This window comes from Seleniivibrio sp. (assembly GCF_021209385.1).
Classification (GTDB): Bacteria; Chrysiogenota; Deferribacteres; order Deferribacterales; family Geovibrionaceae; genus Seleniivibrio.
The window spans coordinates 1-21,420 of record NZ_JAJOIL010000009.1; the positions used below are offsets into that span (position 1 = coordinate 1).

The 21,420-nt window shown below is 44.5% G+C and carries 18 protein-coding genes and 1 pseudogene; 4 read left to right on the forward strand and 15 right to left on the reverse strand.

Annotated elements, in window-relative coordinates:
* Window positions 1-142: 142 nt before the first annotated feature.
* From LRY47_RS02550 to xerA, 15 genes are all read right to left on the reverse strand, one after another.
* Window positions 143-403, reverse strand: a complete 261-nt coding sequence (locus LRY47_RS02550; protein WP_295222306.1) for a DUF4405 domain-containing protein — start codon at window positions 401-403, stop codon at window positions 143-145.
* A gap of 122 nt (window positions 404-525) precedes the next feature.
* Window positions 526-1,338, reverse strand: coding sequence for a pyrroline-5-carboxylate reductase (gene proC, locus LRY47_RS02555; protein ID WP_295222308.1), 813 nt, complete (start codon window positions 1,336-1,338; stop codon window positions 526-528).
* Window positions 1,335-2,171 (reverse strand): alpha/beta fold hydrolase, encoded by an 837-nt coding sequence (locus tag LRY47_RS02560; protein ID WP_295222309.1) that lies wholly within the window; start codon window positions 2,169-2,171, stop codon window positions 1,335-1,337. Before LRY47_RS02560 ends, proC begins: the two co-directional genes overlap by 4 nt.
* A complete protein-coding gene (locus tag LRY47_RS02565) occupies window positions 2,171-3,157 on the reverse strand; it encodes a ribonuclease Z (RefSeq protein WP_295222311.1) in 987 nt (328 codons plus the stop codon). Before LRY47_RS02565 ends, LRY47_RS02560 begins: the two co-directional genes overlap by 1 nt.
* Entirely contained in the window at window positions 3,147-4,691 is a 1,545-nt protein-coding gene (locus LRY47_RS02570) for a gluconate kinase (protein WP_295222313.1), read from the reverse strand. Before LRY47_RS02570 ends, LRY47_RS02565 begins: the two co-directional genes overlap by 11 nt.
* Entirely contained in the window at window positions 4,692-5,516 is an 825-nt protein-coding gene (locus LRY47_RS02575) for a deoxyribonuclease IV (RefSeq protein ID WP_295222314.1), read from the reverse strand. It abuts the gene before it with no gap.
* Window positions 5,517-5,519: 3 nt separating this feature from the next.
* Window positions 5,520-6,521: a class 1 fructose-bisphosphatase gene (gene fbp / locus LRY47_RS02580; protein WP_295222316.1), complete on the reverse strand. Its 1,002-nt coding sequence runs from the start codon at window positions 6,519-6,521 to the stop codon at window positions 5,520-5,522.
* 130 nt (window positions 6,522-6,651) lie between these two features.
* Window positions 6,652-7,353 (reverse strand): recombination protein O N-terminal domain-containing protein, encoded by a 702-nt coding sequence (locus LRY47_RS02585; RefSeq protein ID WP_295222317.1) that lies wholly within the window; start codon window positions 7,351-7,353, stop codon window positions 6,652-6,654.
* A 48-nt stretch (window positions 7,354-7,401) separates the two neighbouring features.
* A complete protein-coding gene (gene corA, locus LRY47_RS02590; RefSeq protein WP_295222319.1) occupies window positions 7,402-8,364 on the reverse strand; it encodes a magnesium/cobalt transporter CorA in 963 nt (320 codons plus the stop codon).
* A 188-nt stretch (window positions 8,365-8,552) separates the two neighbouring features.
* Complete coding sequence (era, locus tag LRY47_RS02595; RefSeq protein ID WP_295222322.1) at window positions 8,553-9,443, reverse strand: GTPase Era; 891 nt, start codon at window positions 9,441-9,443, stop codon at window positions 8,553-8,555.
* Window positions 9,427-10,734, reverse strand: a complete 1,308-nt coding sequence (locus LRY47_RS02600; RefSeq protein WP_295222324.1) for a hemolysin family protein — start codon at window positions 10,732-10,734, stop codon at window positions 9,427-9,429. Before LRY47_RS02600 ends, era begins: the two co-directional genes overlap by 17 nt.
* Before the next feature lie 134 nt (window positions 10,735-10,868).
* On the reverse strand, window positions 10,869-11,324 hold the full coding sequence (gene ybeY / locus LRY47_RS02605) for an rRNA maturation RNase YbeY (RefSeq protein WP_295222326.1): 456 nt from the start codon (window positions 11,322-11,324) through the stop codon (window positions 10,869-10,871).
* A complete protein-coding gene (locus tag LRY47_RS02610; protein WP_295222328.1) occupies window positions 11,321-12,271 on the reverse strand; it encodes a PhoH family protein in 951 nt (316 codons plus the stop codon). The genes ybeY and LRY47_RS02610 overlap by 4 nt, the downstream gene beginning before the upstream one ends.
* Window positions 12,252-14,894, reverse strand: a complete 2,643-nt coding sequence (locus LRY47_RS02615; protein WP_295222329.1) for a CBS domain-containing protein — start codon at window positions 14,892-14,894, stop codon at window positions 12,252-12,254. The genes LRY47_RS02610 and LRY47_RS02615 overlap by 20 nt, the downstream gene beginning before the upstream one ends.
* Window positions 14,891-15,778: a site-specific tyrosine recombinase/integron integrase gene (xerA, locus tag LRY47_RS02620; protein ID WP_295222330.1), complete on the reverse strand. Its 888-nt coding sequence runs from the start codon at window positions 15,776-15,778 to the stop codon at window positions 14,891-14,893. The genes LRY47_RS02615 and xerA overlap by 4 nt, the downstream gene beginning before the upstream one ends.
* A 504-nt stretch (window positions 15,779-16,282) precedes the next feature.
* On the opposite strand from xerA, the pseudogene LRY47_RS02630 reads away from it, so the two are divergent.
* The 4 genes and pseudogenes from LRY47_RS02630 (at window position 16,283) to LRY47_RS02645 (ending at window position 21,420) form a co-directional block, all read left to right on the forward strand.
* Window positions 16,283-18,567, forward strand: a pseudogene (locus LRY47_RS02630) (NADP-dependent malic enzyme).
* Between the two features lie 165 nt (window positions 18,568-18,732).
* Entirely contained in the window at window positions 18,733-20,412 is a 1,680-nt protein-coding gene (locus LRY47_RS02635; protein ID WP_295222333.1) for a DUF255 domain-containing protein, read from the forward strand.
* Window positions 20,409-21,092, forward strand: coding sequence for a DNA alkylation repair protein (locus tag LRY47_RS02640; RefSeq protein WP_295222334.1), 684 nt, complete (start codon window positions 20,409-20,411; stop codon window positions 21,090-21,092). The genes LRY47_RS02635 and LRY47_RS02640 overlap by 4 nt, the downstream gene beginning before the upstream one ends.
* A 55-nt stretch (window positions 21,093-21,147) precedes the next feature.
* Window positions 21,148-21,420 (forward strand): cysteine-rich small domain-containing protein, encoded by a 273-nt coding sequence (locus LRY47_RS02645; RefSeq protein ID WP_295222335.1) that lies wholly within the window; start codon window positions 21,148-21,150, stop codon window positions 21,418-21,420.

Below are 21,420 nucleotides of genomic sequence, written 5' to 3' on the forward strand. Positions count from 1 at the left end.
CCGTGATAAATGATGAAAATCAGCTTTCGGCTGCGATATAAACCGGAAAAAGAAATAACAAGATACAAAAACAAAAAACGCCGCACTTCTCACGAAATACGGCGTTTGTCATCAGTCTGAGGCGACCTTACGGTCGCCTTTTTTATTTCTTTGAAAACATATAGCTTTTAAGCGCCCCCCAGTTCAGATAAATATGAAACAGTGTGATCAATGCCATCAGTATTGAGCCGTATTCATGCGTTCTTTTCAGAACAAGTCCGAAACTGATGGTTCTGACTGCCGCTTCCACTTCGCGGGGTTTTGGACCGCCGTGGGGCATTAAAAAGATAACCAACCCTGTCACGGCAGATAAGGCGAACAGGGCAAAAGTAATAATGGAAATAGTGTTTCTGTATTTTCGCATATTTCCCCTCCACGGGATAATATGCAAACAGGGTGCCATCTTATTTATGCTTATTTAACAGCTATTTAAATTATGGTATATATGCTTATATTTCACACATGAGTGAAATTTTTGCACACTTTTTATTTACGTTTGCCAAGCTCTCTGGATTTTTCAGCGGCGGCTTCCACAGCGTTCATAACTGTTGCCCTCATAGCGCCTTTTTCAAGTTCGTGCAGACCGCAGATAGTTGTTCCGCCGGGTGAAGTAACACCGTCTTTAAGCTCTCCGGGGTGCTTTTTGGTTTCAATGACCATCTTAGCTGCACCCATTACGGTCTGTGCGGCAAGAAGAGTTGCATCGGCACGCATAAGTCCCATTTTTACACCGGCATCGCTGAGTGCCTCAATGAACTGATAAACATATGCGGGGCCGCTGCCTGAAAGTCCTGTAACGGCATCTATTTTTGATTCTTCAACTATTATGCAGCTTCCTACCGCATCCAGCATGGACTTAACAGTGGCAAGATCGTTATCGGTTGCCGCTTTACCGCCGCATATAGCCGCCGCACCGCTGAGAACCAGAGCCGGAGTGTTAGGCATAACGCGCACGATACGGGTATCCTCGCCAAGAAAACTTTCTATATACTCGGTGGTTATCCCCGCTGCGATGGAAACGATGAGCTTATCGCGCACCCTGCCCTTAAGCTGACGAAGGACAACGGATATTATCTGCGGTTTAACAGCGAGAACTATTATATCTGCAAAATCGGCAACTTTTTTGTTGTCTTTGGCTACGCCGTCAATTCCGTATACAGTGCGGATGACCTCCAGTCTGTCAACGCTGGAATCACTGACTGCAAATTCCGTTTTAAGATCTGATGCAAGAAGCCCTTTTATCATAGCCTCCGCCATGTTTCCGGCTCCGATAAAACCTATTTTCAGAGTTTCAGTCATTTTTCGCTCCTGTCTTTCAGCCAAACGGCAATATTTGCAAACATCTCATCTCTATGCTGATTCAGGTGGGATGTCAATATATGAGTTTGCCCGTCTTTATTTGGAAATTCAACATACAATTTATCTTTTGATCCGGCACGCAAGAAAAAGTTCTTCGTCGCTCTTGCACTGACTATCATGTCTCCTGGAAACTGAAAACCAAGAAGAGGTATTCTGAAATCAGCTGTTAACTCGGCAACATATCCTGTGAAACGGTAAAGTTCTGCAACGCCTTTCATCGGCCAGTTGTGGTAAAATATATCCGAATACTGCATGTCAAAACCTATCTTCGGCATAACAGGTATAAATTTACTGATTACTGGCGTCAGAAAAGTCATCGGAGACTTTATTTTTATGCACGGAGCAAGCAGTATGGCTCCGTCAAGCCTGTTCAGATGTGCCGTCATAAGGGATACAAGCCCGCCCATGGATGAGCCGGCGATAAATACCTTTCTGCAGTTTTTCCTGAGTATGAACAATCCGTATTTAACCGAATCGTACCAGTCTTCGTATGTGGTCATATTGAGGTAGTGATAATCCGATGCGTGTCCGGCGAGACGCACGTTATATGTGCTGAATCCCTGACCGGTCAGATATTCTTCCAGCGGCTGCATCTCCAGCGGGCTTGAAGTAAACCCGTGAACAAGAAGAACTCCGATATCCCCTCTCTTCTCAAAACTGGGATAATTGGCTTTCAGGGCAACGTTTTCTGATTCTGCGCGTTTAAAATCCAGATCGTGCAGTTCAATATCTTCGACCTCCGAAAGGTCTTTAAAAGGTTTCAGTTCAATCATCAGTATATACTGCCATCCATATCGCTGTAGAGTCTGTCAAAGAATTCTTTTCTGTTCTGATCATATCTGGGCGCAAAATGGAAAAACCGTACTTTTTCCGCGCCGCTCTCTCTGAAAATCTTCTTTGAAAGGGTCATGGTGAGGTGTTTTTTAATATCTGCGTGTTCGGCATCCTCTTCCAGAAAAACACACTCTATAAGCAGAACGGATGTGTCTTTCGCAAGAGCGACAGCTTTTTCGTAATTCTCTTCGCTGGGTGCAATATCAGTTATAAAAGTGACGGATTTCGGCTTAACATGTTCAATGAACCTGTCTTTAGCCTCTCTTATGGTCATTCTGACCGTACCATCCTTGCTTTCCGCCTCAATTTCACCTTCCAGCTGATCGGCAAGCACCCTTCTTTTCAGTTCTCCTATCCATCTGCCGGATAAAAAACCGTCATCCAGAGCATCTTTTTTGACTGCGACCATCTCCCTTTCCGTAACCCTGTAGCCGACGGACGGCACCCGATGGTCGAAAATATCAAAATCCAGCCGGAAACCGTCACCAAGAATAATATCATCATGCTTAACTGAGCCTTTGACCATTTCAAAGCCGTCAGCGGCAGAGAAAACAGCGGTTTCGTACTCTTTCTTCTCAGAATTAAGCTCTACGACCTCATAGCTGACCGGATAGCTCTTTATCAGGTTCCATGTGTATGCGTCTATCTTTCCGCGAACGTTCTTTATTATGCCCTGCGGACCGAAAACGCGAAAACGTTTGCCGGAAAGAAGTGTTCCGCGGAGGATTCTGTCGAACCCGTAGAAATGGTCTATATGTGTGTGGCTTATGAATATTTCAGATATTGCAAGAACTTCGGAATTTGTCAGTCCGCCGAGCTTACCGCAATCAAAAAGAAAACCTTCCGTCTTGTATACGTTGCGAACAAAAAATGACGTATCCTCGAAAGGCGAATTAACCTGTTTTATATCAAAATTATGCTTCATTAATGATGAATCCAAGTATTTTTACAGCATTATCTTCAGCTCTGCCAGTGGTCTCTATCTCAAAATCTGCGCCAATGTCCTGCGCAGTCTTTTTCTGGCTCTCATATATCTCAATACGCCCGTCGGTGACGCATATTCTGTTCTTGCGTTTTTCCAGTCGGGACATTATCTCATCTTCCGATGCGAAAAACCGTATTTTCAGAAAATCTCCATTATATGAGAGTTTTATTCTGTCCAGATATTCCGTTTTGCTGAAACTGCCGTCGATAACACTCATGCGTCCGAGTTTTCTGCTGGATTCAGCCATCATGCCAAGTTCTTCATAGAGTTTCAGGGAGTTCTCTTTGGAATAGATATCAACACCGAAATCAACGTGAACCTTGCTTTCCGGGTCAATACCGTGCATAACTTTGCGCACTACGTCTGTGTTTATATGCCTGACAGGGAAAATCTCACTGAAAACTTTTGCATTCCTCGTTTTACCGGACGCCATAAGCCCATAAAATATAAAGCTTTTTGTCTCGAACATATTTGCCGCGTAAAGAGCCGCCATGTTCATAAGCTTGGTAACGTCGTCTTTACTCTTTTTATAATGTTCCCAGTTTTCGTCCTTTGAACTGAGCAGGAAACATGTCACTTTTGCGCGGACATATGCTCTGTAGCAGCGATAAAAATTCAGCAGTTTTCTTGAGTCTTCATCATTGTAAACTTTGAAAAAACCTTCAAGAAGTCCGTCTGAAAATTCAGTTTTTCCCATTTGGTCAACTTCCATGCTGAGGAACCCTATTTCCGACATAACGTCATTGAATCTGAATCGCTGGTTGAATTCGATGCAGTCGATAAGACCAAAGTCATCTCCGTCCATATAGATATGCTCAAGGCGCAAATCACCATGTCCGTCAACAACATAACCGTCTTTGAGTCTGCGGTCGAAAAGTTCCTTGTTCTCGTCCAGAAATTTCATGGTCTGCTTTTTTATGAAATCAAACTGGGAGCCGTTTATAAGATTACCTTTGTAACCTTCTGTCTGTGCAAAGTTTTCTTCACAGTTGAAGCGAACAATGTCATAACTGCCGTTAGCTTCCGCCGCATACGGGTCTGTTTTTATATTTTTAAAAAGTTTTGCGATATTCTCGCCTATTTTAACCGCATCTTCGGTACCAACCTCGCCGTTTGCGACTTTTGCGGAAAGAAACGCGTTGTCATTGATACGTTTCATCTTAACACAGTAGTCTATGGTGAGAAGCGAGCTATCATATTTAACAAGGTCGAATGATTTCTCTTTGCGGACTATTTTCAGAACATCCAGATAGATATCTTTACAAAAGCGTTCGTTCAGCTCTTTTTCCAATATACACATGGCTTTGCGCTTCTTTTTAGAGCTGAAATCAAGGAAGCCGAAATCCACCGACTTTTTAACTTTATAAACGTAATCGTCTTTCAGAAACACATAGGAAATGTGAGTTTCCACAATCCTGTCCGGTTTGATAAGCTCTTTCATAACAGTTACTACCGGAGTTTCGGTGATTTCCATCTATTTCCCCCTGTATGATTTCAGTTTTTTTATTTCATCTTTATAATCTTCTTCAACTGGTGTTTCCAGTATGCCCAGAACATCGTTAAATCTATTGTCATTAACAACTTTTTTGAAAAATTCTTCACCGATTTCGCCGTCGGCGATAAGCTCGTGTCTATCCAGTCTGGAACCGAGCGGTTTTTTGCTGTCGTTAAGGTGAAACACCTTTATCTTATCCCCGAAAACACGGAAAAATTCATCAAAAACTTCGTCGTATGCACCGACTATATCATAACCGGCGGCAAAAATGTGGCAAGAATCGAGACAAACGCCTATTTTATCGCCGTGTCTGCATTTTTCTATTATACGCGCGATTTCATCAATTCTGTGACCGAGGCAGGTACCCATTCCGGAAGTGGTCTCAAGCAGTGTCATAACGGAAAATCCGCCCTCATCGTAGGCTCTGTCCAGAAACTCTGCCACGCTTTCGATACCTGCGTCCACGCCTGCATTCATATGTGCCCCCGGGTGTATAACATGAAAAGGCACGGTGAGTCTGTCGCATCTTGAAAGCTCATCTTTAAAAGATATCAGAGATTTGGATGCGGTTTCCGGATTAATGGCGGCAGGGTTTATAAGATATGAGGCATGTGAGCAGACCTTCAGTCCGCTTTCAGCAAGCGCAGCAGAAAAAGCAAGAGCATCGTCATCCGCAAGCGGTTTGCCCTCCCACCTGTTCTTGTTCTTTACAAAAATCTGAAGGCACTCACAGCCGTCTGCAAGTGCCCTTTCAATACTTTTATCTATTGAACCTGTTATTGATTTATGTGCGCCAATAAGCATGTTCTATTTGAGTTCGCCCCTCTGATATTTCAGATAGGTCTCAACTTCATACTTGGAACCGATAACAAGCGGCTCTTTCTGGTGAAGGGCGTCAGGAACAATATCCAGAATATCCTGAACACCGTTTGTTGCTCTTCCTCCAGCATTTTCAATGATATACGCCAGCGGAGCGCACTCGTATAGCAAACGCAGTTTACCGCGTTTATTCTTCTCGTCAGCAGGATAAAGGAAAACTCCGCCTTTAAGCAGGTTTCTGTGGAAATCCGCAACAAGAGAGCCTATGTATCTTGCCGTATATGTTCTTTCGTGGTGATTTTTGATATGTTCGATATAGTTTCTGGTGGGTTCATCCCATTGGTGATAATTAGCTTCGTTAATGCTGTATATCTTTCCACATTCAGGGATTTTCATATTGGGGTGGCTGAGTATATATTCGCCTATGCTGGGATCAAGTGTAAAGCCGTGTACTCCGTTCCCTGCGGAATACACCATCATCGTGGAAGAGCCGTATATCACATATCCTGCGGCGACCATCTTGCGTCCCGGCTGCATAAAGCTTTTACAGCATGGAGTATCTGTTTCGCCGTCCTGTCTTTTATAGATGCCGAATATTGTTCCGATGCTGATGTTGACGTCGATGTTGCTGGAGCCGTCCAGCGGGTCGAATACCGCGAGATATTTACCTTTAGGATATTCTTTCGGAACCTGAATGACCTCATCGTTCTCTTCGGAAGCCATAGCACAAAGTTTCCCGAGGTGATCCATCGCCTCTATCATCTTTCTGTCAGCATAAACATCAAGTTTCTGCTGTTCTTCACCGTGAACGTTGATAGACTGTGCTTTCCCGATGATATTTACTATACCCGCCTTGTTCACCTCGCGACCAATTATCTTAGAGGCAAAAGCGATTGATTCAATAAGCATGGTAAAGTCGCCGGTAGCTTCGGGAAACGCCCTCTGCTCCTCGATAAGGAATCTGTTAAGATTCGTAACACCCTTTTCCATAATACCCTCTTATATTTGCATACCTGTTATTTGTGTTATATGTGAAGCACTTATTAAGTGTAACCATTCGTTCTGAAAATGTAAAGAAAATAACAAGTATTAATTTTTTCTATAGGCAAAACATGCCTATTTATATAATATCCATAATGGTTTTAAGGCTTTTCAGAGGTCTTTCAAACACATGTCCGGCATAAGCACCAAGAGCCGCAAGCACCTGTATCTCCTGTTTCCTGTTGATTGTTAATGCTTTATATAGAGGAGCGTTGCCGAAACATCGGATTATGTATGCCGATTCCCTGTCGCAGAAACTGTCAAGATCGAGCTCTTTGGCACATGTCGGGCAGTACATTCCGTTTGATGCAACAGTAAAAATATCCTCTTCCGAAGAGCAGTTTGCACAGTTTTCTGTATCATACATAAGCCCTGCGCGCCGGAACATAAAATATATTATATAAGGCGTTATCTTTCTGTAGTTTACGTCGTCAATTTTAAGCATCAGATCAAACAAAAGGTCGTCAGGCATATCCACCTGATAAAGCCCGTCCAGTATCTCGAAAACTAGATGCAGTCTAAGGATTATTTCGTGATTATTCAGATACTTATAGAATTCCGTATCCGGCTCGAACGAATAGAATCTGCTGAGGTCACTGTCTTTTCTGCCGATGTCGAGCAGTCCGGGGATAAATGTCATTACCCCGCCCTTTTTCGTATAGGCTTTCGGTACAAAAAGCTTCACTTTGCCGAAATCCCTTGAGAACGCCATGGCTATGGCGGAACTGTCGGAATATTTTACAAGACGGTATATGATGGCGCCGGTTTTCTCTCTGCTCATGCAGATACATTACTCCAAAACGACAGAAAGCAAAGAGCTAATTTACGGTTACAGCCATCTTTTCTTACGAAAAATAAGCACAGGCAGAATAGCTGAAACTATCATGAATACCCAGGAAAGCCCGTAACCGTATCTCAGTCCGAGTTCGGGAAAATGCTTGAAGTTCATGCCGTAAATGCTCGCGACCAGCGTGGGCGGCAGGAAGATAACGTTCACCACTGTAAATATCTTAATAACCTTGTTCTGCTCAATGTTTACGAAACCGAGAACTATGTTCTGGATGTAATCCATACGGTCGAAATTGTACTTAGCGTAATCTATAAGGGAGTTAACGTCTTTGATCATGATGCGGAAATTGTTCTTTATTATTTCCGCCAGTTTATGTGATTTCAGAAGTGCAGAAATTATGCGCTGTTTATCAATGAGGCTGTCTCTGATGTTGGTATTAAGGTTTTCGTAGTGGTAGATATAGTCCAGTATGTCTTCGTTGTCGATATCATTTGCCGACAGTTTCTTACGCAGACCGGATATGTTGCGGGAAAGACCTTCGATGATATCCGCATCAAGGTCAATTCTGGTTTCAAAGATATAGCTTAAGATGTATGAGCCGTCGCGGAAAATGCTGGGGCTTGAAACAAGTTTTTTAACGCACTCGTTAAAGACTTTTAGCTCTCTGTATCTCATTGTTACAAGAAGATTATTCTGCAAGATAAATGTTACAGTCTCGTTATAGACCGCTTCGCCGTCAACTATCAGGAAATAACTGTTGATGGTGATATCCTTATCGGATTCCCAGAAACGGGAGCTTATCTCAATCTCTTCAGTTTCCTGCTTAGAGGGAAATTCTATCTCAAATGACTTCGCTATAGTGTTTATGTCGTCGATGGAAGGGCTTATCATATCAATCCAGAGGACATCGACATCGCTTTCAAGCTCTTCCATATTCTCAAGATATTCGGAAAGTTCAAAAATTTTCAGACGGGAGTTGATGTTAGTATAAATCTTAACCATGGCATTTCTCCTTTCATAGCGCTGATAAACAAAGTTTTTCTGAAACGGTTCAATCCGTTCAGCGCGATCGGGAGTCGGAGGGTTGATCCATCTCTGTGAAATACTGTCTCTGCACGCGCATCTGCGGATGCTTCACAGCGCTTATCCCAATATGTCTGTTCTTGGTTTTCGCAGAGATTCCTGTCATATCAATAAAGCCCCTGTAGTCTCAGATACTCGTCTTTAGTCTGCCATCCTTCAATAACTTTAACATATAATTCCAGATAAATCTTTACACCGAAGAAATTTGACAAAGAAATTCGTGCCGCTGTGCTTATCTCTTTAAGTTCACGACCGCCTTTGCCTATAACTATCCCCTTCTGGGATTCACGGTTAACGATTATTGAAGCTGCAATGTACATCAAATCATCGTTTCTGTCTTCAATTTTTTCTGTCTCAACAATTATTTGATATGGGATCTCATCTTTCAGTCTGCGGAAAACCTGTTCTCTGATAAATTCAGAAACAAGAAGCTTTTCCGGCTGTGTGGTGATTTCGTCGTCGATGAAGAGCGGGTCGCCTTCGGGAAGTTCCTCAATAGTAAGCTCTATGAGCTTGTCCACGTTTGTGCCTTTCAGCGCTGAAACGGGAAGTACATGTTTAAACTCGAGCTTCGGAAAAAATTTATTAGCGATGTCATAGACCTGTTCGCGTTTAAAATTGTCAACCTTGTTGACCACCAGAAACTTGACCGCATCCGTCTTTTCCAGAACTTTGATAAGACTCTCAAGCTCCGGCCCCATAAATTCGTCAGGCTGAATAAGCATATAGATAACCTGTGCGTTATCAAGGCTGTCCTTTGCCTGCTGAACCATCATCTTGTTTATGGAATCTTTCGCGTTGTGGTATCCCGGTGTGTCTATGTAGATGATTTGGGAATCCTCTTTTGTGAGGATTCCCTGTATGTTTGTTCTTGTCGTCTGCGGTTTCGCCGACGTAATGGCTATCTTTTCGCCAAGGATGGCGTTAAGCAGTGTTGATTTGCCCACGTTGGGGCGTCCTACTATTGCTACGAAACCTGTTTTATGCTGTTTGTTCATATTCGGCGGAGTTCTCCTCGTTATCTTCAGGCTCTCTGTGTAGCCTTGTTAACTCCACCTTGTCAAGTCTTCTTTCGTTTTTGTTTAATATTTTAAACGAATAACCGTCGAATTCGTATACTTCGCCGACCTCCGGAATTTTTCCGGCAATGTCGAAAACAAGTCCGCCCAGTGTCTCGTATTCTTCCATATCGTGGGTTTTCTCAAGCTCGAATTTTTCACAGAAGTCGTCGATATCCATACGCACATCAACGATATAGGTGTCATCAGATGTTTGCACAACCTCGTGCTCTTCCGTGTCATATTCGTCCCATATCTCGCCGACAATCTCTTCCAGAATGTCTTCAAGTGTGACAATTCCCGCGACACCGCCGTATTCGTCAATGACCACCGCCATATGATTGCGGCTTTTCTGGAATTCGCCCATCATGGAATCTATCTTTTTGGTCTCCGGCACAAAGAAAGGTTTTCTGATTACCTTTTTCAGGTCAAAGTTAACCCCATCTTCCTTAACGAATTTCAGAAGGTCTTTGACATAAAGGATACCGACAATCCTGTCAATGCTGTCTTCATATACCGGAATCCTCGAAAATTCGGATGCAAGTATCCTGTCCAGATACTCTTCCGCCGGAGCGTTTACGTCAACAGCGACCATATCCGTTCTGGGCACCATGACTTCTTTTACATATATTTCGCTGATATCGAAGATGTTTTGAAGCATTTTTGTTTTGTTGTCTTCAAGCATCCCCTCTTTCCCGCTTTCGGTAATATAAAATTCAAGCTCATCCTCGGTTATCTTGTGCCTGGATTTCTCAACATTTCCGCCGGAGAGTATGATTATCCATCTCACCAGCTTGTTAAGCGCATAAGAAAGAGGATAGAACACAACAAACGGCACTTTCAGCGTTTTGATAATGAAAACGGCATGTTTTTCAGCATTATGTTTGGCGTAGGTTTTGGGTGTTATCTCACCGAAAATGAGAACCAGAAGGGTCATTATGCCGGTTACGAGGGCGATGTTTGAATTACCCGCAACTTTGGCGGTGAAATCAGTCGCCAGAACCGATGCCAGAATGTTGACAATGTTGTTTCCGATAAGGATGGTGTTAAGAACCTTGTTCGGGTGGTCAAGCCACAGTGTAAGCGGCTTATTTTTGGGGTTTTCGTCCATCATTCGGCGCACCCTCATCTCGCTGAGAGACGTCAGGGTAGTTTCGCTTCCTGAAAAGAATGAAGAAAGGACGATACAAAGCACAATAGCAAGCAACTCAAATATTAACGAATCACTCACTTATGGCTCCTTTGAAGCTATAACACGAACTGTCCGAGTCCATTGAAAGGTCTTTTACCTCATTACTGATTAAAATTTCGACCGGAAAAAATCCTATGCCGATTAGCTCTAAATAACATAACGTCGAAACTTTATCAAGCCACTTTCCCTGATTTGACAAGTTTCAGTAATATTTCCTCCTGAAGCGTGAACATCTCCTCCTCTTCATCCTGACCGAGTTCGTGGTCAAAACCCATGAGATGCAGAAGCCCGTGGATGAAAAGAAAGCTGATCTCGCGCTCAAGTGCGATGTCCGCCTCCTGCGCCTGTTTCTTCGCCGTTTCAAGCGAAATGACTATGTCGCCGAGCATACCGCCTTCGCCGTAGGGGTCGTCCGACATGGGGAACGACAGAACGTCTGTGGCATAGTCTTTTTCGCGGTATTCTTTGTTAAGCTCCTGAATCTGGGCGTCACTGCATATCAGAAGTGATATCTCGCACTCTTCAAACTCAACGTCAAGTTCTCCAAAAACGGCTTCTGCCGCCTGATTGAAAAGATCTTCCGCAAGCCCGCTCTCAACTTCGTCGGTTATAAGTATTTCAGCTTTCAATGTACGTCTCCGTGAAATTTATCGTATGCCTGAACTATCTTCTGTACAAGGGTATTGCGCACAACGTCCTTCTCTGTGAACTGTATAAATTTTATTCCGTTGATATCTTTCAATATCTTTCGTGCCTGTATCAGACCGCTGTTTCTGGACGTTGGCAGATCTATCTGGGTGATGTCCCCTGTGACAACCACTTTCGACTGAAAGCCCATCCGCGTCAGAAACATCTTCATCTGCTCTTCCGTAGTGTTCTGCGCCTCGTCAAGTATGATAAAAGCATCGTTAAGCGTCCGCCCGCGCATAAATGCCAGCGGAGCCACCTCAATTATGCCGTCCTCTATGAGCGCGTTCACTCTGCCGTAGTCCATCATGCTGTACATAGCGTCATAAAGCGGGCGCAGATAAGGGTTTATCTTGTCGTTTATGTCGCCTGGAAGGAATCCGAGGTTTTCGCCTGCCTCCACTGCGGGACGCGTCAGTATTATCTTACCGCATTTTTTACGCAGAAAATAATGAACACCCATTGCCATTGCAAGGTATGTCTTGCCGGTTCCTGCGGGACCTATGCCGAATACCATATCGTTGTTGCGGATGGCATTGACATAATCTCTTTGTATTGCGGACTTAAGCGTAACTTTCTTAACACGTCCGGCAACTGGTATGCCGTCCTTCATGATGTCGTAGGCATCCTCTGTATTGTCGGCTATCATACGGATGATATCCGCTGCCTTGGATGTGTCCAGATCGTCTTCTGTGGCTATTTTTATCATCTCTTCCAGCACCTTGACAGCCATACGGACATCCTCCGCCTTGCCCTCGACAGTAAACTGACCGCCGAGAACACTTGTATTAACGGAAAATTCGGAATTTATCATCCTCAGGTGCGTATCCTTATGCCCGAGGATGGAAGGAACGAGAATCTTTGCAACTTCAACGGTCTTTTTTATCATTTTTCACCATTTCCTGCACAAATCTGAGCTGGCTTTCCCTGTCGGTGCATTTTTTATCAATTTTCGCATCTCTGACAGCGGAAAGCAGGTGCGAATATTCGGTTTTCGGTTCAATCTTCATCTCAAGCAGGTCGTTTCCTGTTATGTCCGGCTTCGTATACCTGAAAACAGTGAAAAAATCTTTAACCTGCCGTTCGTAGTCTTCGCCCGCAAGCGCAGCAACCGCTATGGCGCAGGGTGTTTCCAGCTTATCCATACACCGAGCAAACACAGAATCGGGCATCTTTTTGGAGCGCTTGAGCCACGCCACCGTGTCTTTCACCTGTTTGAAACACTCTCCGTGCTGCTGAGTTTTATGCTCGTCCAGACTGAAACGCTTCAACACCTCTTTAACCGCCTGTTTCTCCATATCGCTGAAAAGCACAGCCATTCTGGACATATAGGCTTCCGGCTCCTCGTCGAACTGAAACCCGTACCAGTCAAGGATAGTATCAAGGTCATCGAACATCGCCTCTTTCCGTTCATCCAGCCGCAGAGTGCTGTGGAAAAACTTCAGCAGGTCATATTTGCGCATCATCCGAAGTGCCTTGCGGTAGCTCTTTTCGCTTAAAATATATTTCAGTTCAAGGAACATGCGCTGTCCCTGAACACGCTCGAACAGATCAAGGTTGACTGCATGGCGGAAAAGCCTGTCTGTGTGAGGACCTATCATGAAATCGAATCGTACAGCAAACCGCACGGCACGCAGAGCGCGCGACGGGTCGTCAACAAAGCTCAGCGAATGCAGAACGCGTATCTTTTTATCCTGTAAATCCCTCTGACCGCCGAAAAAGTCCAGCAAAACGCCGAATTCTTTTTTATTGAGTTTAACCGCCATGGCATTTATTGAAAAATCCCTGCGGAAAAGGTCGTTTTTGATGGAAGCATCCTCAACAGTGGGAGCCGACGCGGGAAATGTATAAAATTCCGTGCGGCTGGTGGCAAAATCCACCCGAAAACCGTCGGGAAAGATAACCACAGCCGTCTTGAACTTCGCATGTACGGCAACTCTTGCACCCATTCTGTTCGCAAACTCTTTTGCGAAGTCAGGCGCACTCCCCTCCACAACTATATCTATGTCTTCATTGGTCTTTTTAAGCAGTATATCGCGGACGACACCGCCTACCAGATAGCATTTGAATCCAAGCTCATCAGCCATAGCGCCTATGTCTTTCAGGGTTGCAATTACTCTCTCCGGCAGAACGTTTTCCATCTGCCCCGCAACGCTTTTGCTTCTGCCGTTTTCCCCTTTCATCAGCCTTCCGTCGCTGAATCTGGGCATTTTAGCTATCTCGTCATGGATAAGGCGCAGAAGATCGGTGCGGGTGATAACGCCGAGCAGTTTTCCTTCTTCTTCGACAATGACCATCTTGTTATTGCCGGCAAGCATGGTCTCTTCAACCGTGTAATAAGGCATATTCTGAGGGATTTTCGTAAATTCCACCTGCATGATGGAGCTGACAGGCTCTTTGTTAAGCCCGTGTTTAAGCCCCTGCAAAATATCCCGTCTGGAAACTATGCCCACAGGCACGTTCCCCTGCACAACAGGCATATTGTTCAGGTTGTGCTTCATAAAGATATCTATCGCCGCATCGAAAGTCACATTCGCGGCAAGGGTCTTGACGGGTGAGGTCATTATGTCCCGTGCTTTTTTGACTGGCCTGACAGCCTCTCCAAGCATCATATCCAGCTTTGCAACACACTCGTGGAGCATCTGATCTTTAATAACAGCGCTGGCGGCAGTGTAATGCCCGCCGCCTCCGAACGAAGCGGCTATCTCCGATGCATCAACGTCGTCTGTGCGGCTTCTGCCCACAAGAACTATCCTGTCTCCAGTGCGCACAAGAATGAAAAGAGCATCCAGCGACTCTATATCCATTATCTTATGTGCCAAATGAGAAACATCTTCTATATATTTGTCATTACTTGCATTTGAAATACCAACACGCACTGAGCCAATAGCTCTTATATGCATATTTGTCAGAAGCTCGTTCAGTATAAAAACATGGTCGCGGCTGAGTTCCCGCTTAACATATTCCCCCACCTCGTGCAGGTTCGCACCGAATGACAGGAGCCATGCCGCCGCTTCCATATCCTTCACGGTAGTACTTGTGAAGGTCAGCATCCCAGTATCCTCATAGATACCCGTCATGATGAGCGTCGCCTCTTCCGGTGTAAGAGTTATTCCCTGCGCTCTCATCTTTTCAACTATGACGGCGGAGCAGGAACCTGTTTCCTCAACATACATCTCATCCCCCTCTATGTCCTGCCCGTGGGCGGGGTGATGGTCGTAAACGATAACCTTTTTGGCTTTAGCGATCAGCCCGTCCAGGGGTTCAAGCCTGTTCGCCAGCTTACAGTCGGTTATGACCAGCAGGTCAATGGATTCGATGTTTTCTATGTCTTTCTCCCGCATATGAAATATGGGAAGCGGGGTTTCAAGGGTAGAAACGTATTCGTTCACGGCGGATTCGTATGAAGTTGCCGTAACCACAGCATCAAGCCCGTAAAGCCTGTATGCAGCGTAAGCGCTGGCGATGGCGTCAAAATCCGGATTTTTATGTGTTATGGCTATTTTTTTCATTTTTTGAATCTCGGGTGGCAGTTGAGCAGTACGTTTCTGGACGCATCGTCCGTTACATGGGTGTAACGCTGCGTGGTGGAAAGGTCTGAGTGACCAAGAAAAATCTGTATCGTGCGCAGATCCGCACCGTTCGTCAGCAGATGTGTCGCGAACGAATGGCGCAGTGTGTGCGGTGATATGTTTTTATTTATTCCGGCTTTCCCGGCATATTTCTTAACAAGCATAAATACAAGCTCCCTATCAAGCTGTTTACCGTTTTTGCTGAGAAAAAGCCAGCCCTCATCCCTGTCTTTCACAAAATAATCTTTACGGAAACCGAGATATGCCCGCATTTTCTCCGCAAGAGAGCTGTACATCGGAACGAAACGCTGTTTACCGCCCTTCCCTGTTACACGCATTATCTCGCGGTTCATGTCGAGTTCCGCAACCTTGAGTCCTGTCAGCTCGCTTATACGCATCCCTGTAGAATAAAGCATTTCAAAGATCATTCTGTCGCGGAAACCGAATTTTGAAGAAACGTCAGGCGCTTCTATGAGACTTTCAACTTCGTCAAAATTCAAGAACACAGGCAGTTTTTCCCATTTGGATGGTTTTGAGATAAACCCGCACGGGTTTGTTTTTATTATCCGTTCCTGAATAAGAAAGTCATAGAACGCAGAAATGCCGGATATTCTGCGCAGAACTGTTTCAATGCTGTAACCGCCTTTACGCATCCCTGTCATAAAGGCGACTATCTCCTGAGCGGAACATTCAGCCAGATTTTTCTGAACGGACGAAGCATATATGGAGATGTCTGATTCATATGCGGCAACAGTGTTGTCGGAAAGTCCCTGTTCGTGCTTCATCCATGCTTTGAAATTAAAGATAAGTTTTCCGTTGTCCAAAATATCCCTTTTTGTGCTAACATTAAGCTTACATATATATACACCTTAGTAGTGTGGATTTCAATTTTTTAAGACCGCGCATATAAATTTTCAAAAACGCTTGTTAAATTTTGATTACATTTCAAAACAAACTTCAATACAGACATCATAAAAACTTATAGCATGTATTTGCATTATGATTATAGTATTGAAAACATATTAAATTTTCATCCTATAAATTAAATCAAATATCAGGATAACTGCCAATAAAGGCTTTGTTTAAAGCTTTAAAGTAATCAATAAATTCTATAACAAACACATATTTTATTTTCATACTATTTTCTATTTCAATAACAGAGGGCTGATATAGGAAATATTAATTGATTTTTTCAATTTAAATATAACTGATTTTTGGTTAAATATCATTTAACTTTTTCATGAAAAAAGTTGACCGCCCTATTTTGAGTTGACTTATAGTTTAACATGCCGTATTCTCAAAAAGAATAATAGTATGGAGGACTGTATATGAAGAACAGAAAAGCTATTACAAAAGAAGAAGTCCTTGATTATCATAAGTTTCCTAGATGCGGAAAAATTGAGGTAGTGCCCACTAAGCCTTGTTATACTCAAAGAGACCTTTCACTGGCGTATACTCCCGGGGTTGCTCAGCCCTGTCTTGAAATAGAAGCAAATCCTGAACTGGTCTATGATTACACATCAAAAGGTAACCTTGTGGCAGTTGTTTCAAACGGTACTGCAGTTCTGGGGCTCGGCGACATAGGCGCGGCTGCCGGAAAACCTGTTATGGAGGGAAAAGGCGTTCTCTTCAAAAGGTTTGCAGACGTTGACGTTTTCGACATAGAACTTAATACAAAAAACCCCGACGACGTTATCAAGGCTTGTGAACTGATGGAGCCGACATTCGGCGGGATCAACCTTGAGGACATCAAGGCTCCCGACTGTTTTATATTGAGGAGACGCTGAAAGAGCGCCTCAATATCCCTGTTTTCCATGACGACCAGCACGGAACGGCGATCATCGCAGTTGCCGCACTCATAAACGCACTTGATCTCGTCGGCAAAAAGATTGAAACAGTAAAAATAGTCGTCAACGGCGCAGGTGCTGCCGGCATAGCCATCGGCAAACTGATGGTACTTGTCGGTGCAACACGCGAAAACATAACCATGTGCGACACCAAAGGCATTATATATAATGGACGTACCGAAGGTATGAACAAATATAAAGAGGAGTTCGCTGTCAACACTGACAAAAGAACCCTCGAAGACGCCATGAACGGTGCTGACGTTTTCCTCGGTCTTTCACAGAAAGGCGCAGTTTCACCCAACATGGTGAAAAATATGGCTCGCAACCCCATCATCATGGCTATGGCAAACCCCGATCCCGAGATAACCCCTGAGGAAGTTGCAGAGATACGCGGAGACGCTATAATGGCGACAGGGCGTTCAGATTACCCTAATCAGGTTAACAACGTTCTCGGATTCCCCTTCATATTCAGAGGCGCACTCGACGTCAGAGCCAAAGCTATCAATGAAGAAATGAAAATGGCTGCCGTAAATGCCCTCGCCCAGCTTGCAAGACAGGAAGTACCTGAATCCGTATGCAAGGCTTACGGTGTGGACAGAATTGAATTCGGTCCCGAATACATAATACCGAAACCATTTGACCCCAGAGTTCTGACATGGGTTGCCCCTGCCGTTGCAAAAGCCGCAATCGACTCCGGCGTAGCACAGAAAGAGATCCCGAACTTTGAAAAATATAAAGACTATCTGGAATCAAGACTCTCATTCGCAAAAGAGTTTACCAGACAGATTATAAGCGTCGCCAGACAGAAGCCAAAAAGACTCGTTCTGCCCGAAGGCGAACACGAAAAAGTTCTCCGCGCCGCACAGAAGATGGTGGAGGAAGGCATCGCGAAACCTATCCTTCTCGGCGAAGAGGCGCACATACTCGAACTTGCAGAGAGACACAATATTGACCTTACAGACTGTGAGATCATAAATCCGTCTCTTGCACCCAATCTGGACAAGTATACAAAGCTTCTGCATAACATGCGCCAGAGAAAAGGACTTACTCTCGACGAAGCACACAGACTTCTGGTGCGTATAAGCGATTACTACGCTGCGATGATGGTATATTGCGGCGATGCGGACTGTCTGCTGAACGGATATTCACGCAACTACCCCGACGCCATCAAGCCTCTGCTTGAGATAATGCCCATGCAGGAAGGCTATACAAGCCCGTCAGGTGCATATTTCATGGTGTTCAGAGACCGTGTCGTTCTTTGTGCCGACACAACAGTGAACATAGACCCAGATGCAGACGTTCTTGCACAGATAGCCATGCAGTCTGCCGACACATGTGCCAAATTTGAGATTGAACCCAAAGTTGCAATGATATCATTCACAAACTTCGGTTCTGTGAAGATGCCCAGAACAACAAAAATTGTCGAAGCAATCAAAAAGGTTAAAGACAAATACCCCAAACTCATCATAGATGGCGACATGCAGGCAGACACTGCACTTTACAGACCTATCGCGGAAGAGGCGTTCCCCTTCTCCGATATCAAAGGCGATGCATCAGTGCTTGTTTTCCCCAACCTTGAGGCAGGCAACAGCGCATACAAACTCCTCTGGAGACTTGGCGGGGGTATCGCCATCGGACCGATACTGCAAGGTTTCCAAAGTTCCGTACATGTCCTGCAAAGGGGCAGCGGAGTGAACGAAATCGTCAACCTCGGCGCTATCGCAGTTGTTGACGCCATCGAAAAAGGAAAACAAAAGCATAAATAATATCCTCTTATTAAAGAGGAACCAGCGTTTGCAACACCATTATCCGGCTTAATGCCGTACCTCTCTTATCGTATGGGGCGGATTTTTCCGCCCCGTTTTTTTCCCTTGCCGTCTTCTGCCGAACTCTATATTCTGATTTTTAAATTATCGAATTCAGGGAAACAGATGCAGAACGAACTTTCCAAAGAAAAAAGCCTTTATCTGAAACAGCATGAAAACAACCCTGTCGTTTGGCAGGCATATTCTGAAGAGGTTTTTGAAAAAGCAAAACAGCTCAACATGCCGATATTTTTCAGCATAGGCTATTCCTCCTGCCACTGGTGCCATGTTATGGCGCATGAGTCTTTTGAAAATCAGGTGGCAGCAGAGATACTTAATAAATATTTCATTCCCGTAAAGATAGACCGTGAGGAATTTCCGGGCGTGGACAAACGATATCAGTTTTATCTTCATGCAACAGGAAAACGCGGCGGATGGCCGCTTTCAGTCTTTACACTGCCGGACGGCAGACCCTTTTTCGGAGGAACCTATTTTCCGCCGAAACCCACCCACGGGTTGCCGGCTTTCACAGAGATAGTCGTACAGCTTGGCAAGCTGTACCGCGAAAACCAGAATGAAGCGGAGAAATATGCAAATAACTTTGACGCTTTCATGCAGAAATTCACTTCGTTCGACGGGAAAATGGCTGATCTTGAGGATTTCGATTTCCATACAGCGTCAGAAGATTTTTCAAAGATGTTCGATGCGGAATTCGGCGGATTGGGAAACGATGCAAAATTCCCCAACACGCCTGTGCTTAACGCTATGCTCTACTATTACGATACCGACCTTTATGTTCGCGACTTCATGAACCTCACGGCAGATATGCTCTGCACATCGGGAATATACGACCACGTTAACGGCGGTTTTTACAGATATGCCGTGGACAGGCACTGGACTGTGCCTCACTTTGAAAAAATGCTTTACGACAATGCCCAGAACTCTGTCTTTCTGCTTGAAATGTTTGAGCGCACAGACAATATGCTCTATTTCCGTGTAGCGGAAAAGACAATAGATTTCATTCTCCACGAGTTTAACACGGACTTCGGTCTGATAGCCGCAATGGACGCAGACAGCCTTTCCGATGACGGGAAACTTATAGAGGGTTATTACTACCTCTATTCTGAAAACGCTTTGGAACCTGTCAAAGATATGATTACACTTCACGAAGGCGTTATCAATATCAACGACGCAAACTATGAAAACTATATCAGACTTGAAAAGCATTTCGACCTGCTGAAAGACACCAACACCCGCGAAAAACCGCTTAAAGATACGAAGATAATTCTTTCACAGAACATGCTTTTCTGTAAAGCACTCATAAAAATGTTCGAGGTGTCGGGTAAAGATTTCTACCTTGAGCAGGCAACGGCGCTTATGAACAAGATGCGTCATTTTCATATGGAGGGCGGCAGGCTATTCCGCATCAACTACGCAGGCGAAGTGATGCATCATGTCACCCTTGAGGACTACGCATATACGATAGACGCTCTCCTTGAGTTTCTGCATGTGACAAAAGAGCGCAGCTTTATGGCGGAAGCATCAAAACTGACCCGAACCGCGCTGGAACTGTTCACCAGAGACGGTCTTCTTTATCTTGATACGGATAGAACGGTTGCGGATACTTTTGACGATTCGATGCCAAACCCAATAGGTGTCTTTACTGGGATACTGCTGAATTACGGTGATGCGCTTGGCGCGGAAGACACCGATAAGATACTTGATTACACCGCTGACAGACTTATGAAATACGCAAGCGGTCACCCCACTCTGTTCTCTCAATTCATGAGGTATATAAGCAAATGACAAAAGAAGAAGTTTTAACCATCCTTAAAGAAAAAAGCTCGGAAGAGAACAAGGAGGGTATGGCAAAATTCGGCATAAACACAGCCAACGCATACGGCGTCACTGTTGCCGATCTGCGTGAAATATCTAAAAAGCTGAGAAAAGACCACGACCTTGCTCTGGAACTCTGGGATACGGGCATCCACGAGGCGCGTATTCTTGCGACCATCTTTGCAGATAAAAACAGAATGGACAGCGACCTTCTTGAAAAGTGGGTCATGGACATAAATTCATGGGATCTCTGCGACCAGTTCTGCACAAACCTCGCGTATAAAACCGAAAGCGGAAAGCTGAAAGTTTACGAATGGGCAGTTCAGAACGAAACGTTCGTAAAACGCGCGGGATTTGTACTAATCGCAAACTTTGCATCTAAAGACGAAACACTCACTCAGGCAGAAATAGACAGCTATTGTACGCTCATACTGAACGAGTGCGACGACAGCCGCAACTATGTACGCAAAGCGGTAAGCTGGGCGCTGCGCAATATAGGAAAACGCAATGAGGATTATCGCAAGCACGCGGTCAAGATAGCAAAGGTTATGCGCGACGGCGGATCAAAGACTGCAAAGACCACCGCAACGGAGGTTCTGAACGAACTGAACAGCAAGGAAGTAAAAACTAAATTCAGACCTAAAAAATAACATGCAAATCTGATTTTGCGTGGTAAACTTAATATTGAAGTATACGGAGCATCTTTTGAGTTATAAACATTTTATAAATGATAAATGTGAATACTTCCCCTGCCACGGTTTCGCGGAGCAGAACTGCCTGTTCTGCTATTGTCCGCTCTATTTTTTCCGCGACTGCGGAGGCGATGCGAAATGGAAGGGAAACGTTAAAGACTGCTCCGAATGCACAAAAAATCACGATGAGAACAGTTATCAATTTATTATGGAACGTTTGGGCAAAGCCTTTGGCAATCTGAAAGAAAACGGTGAGATGCTTACACTCGATAGAAAAAACAAATAA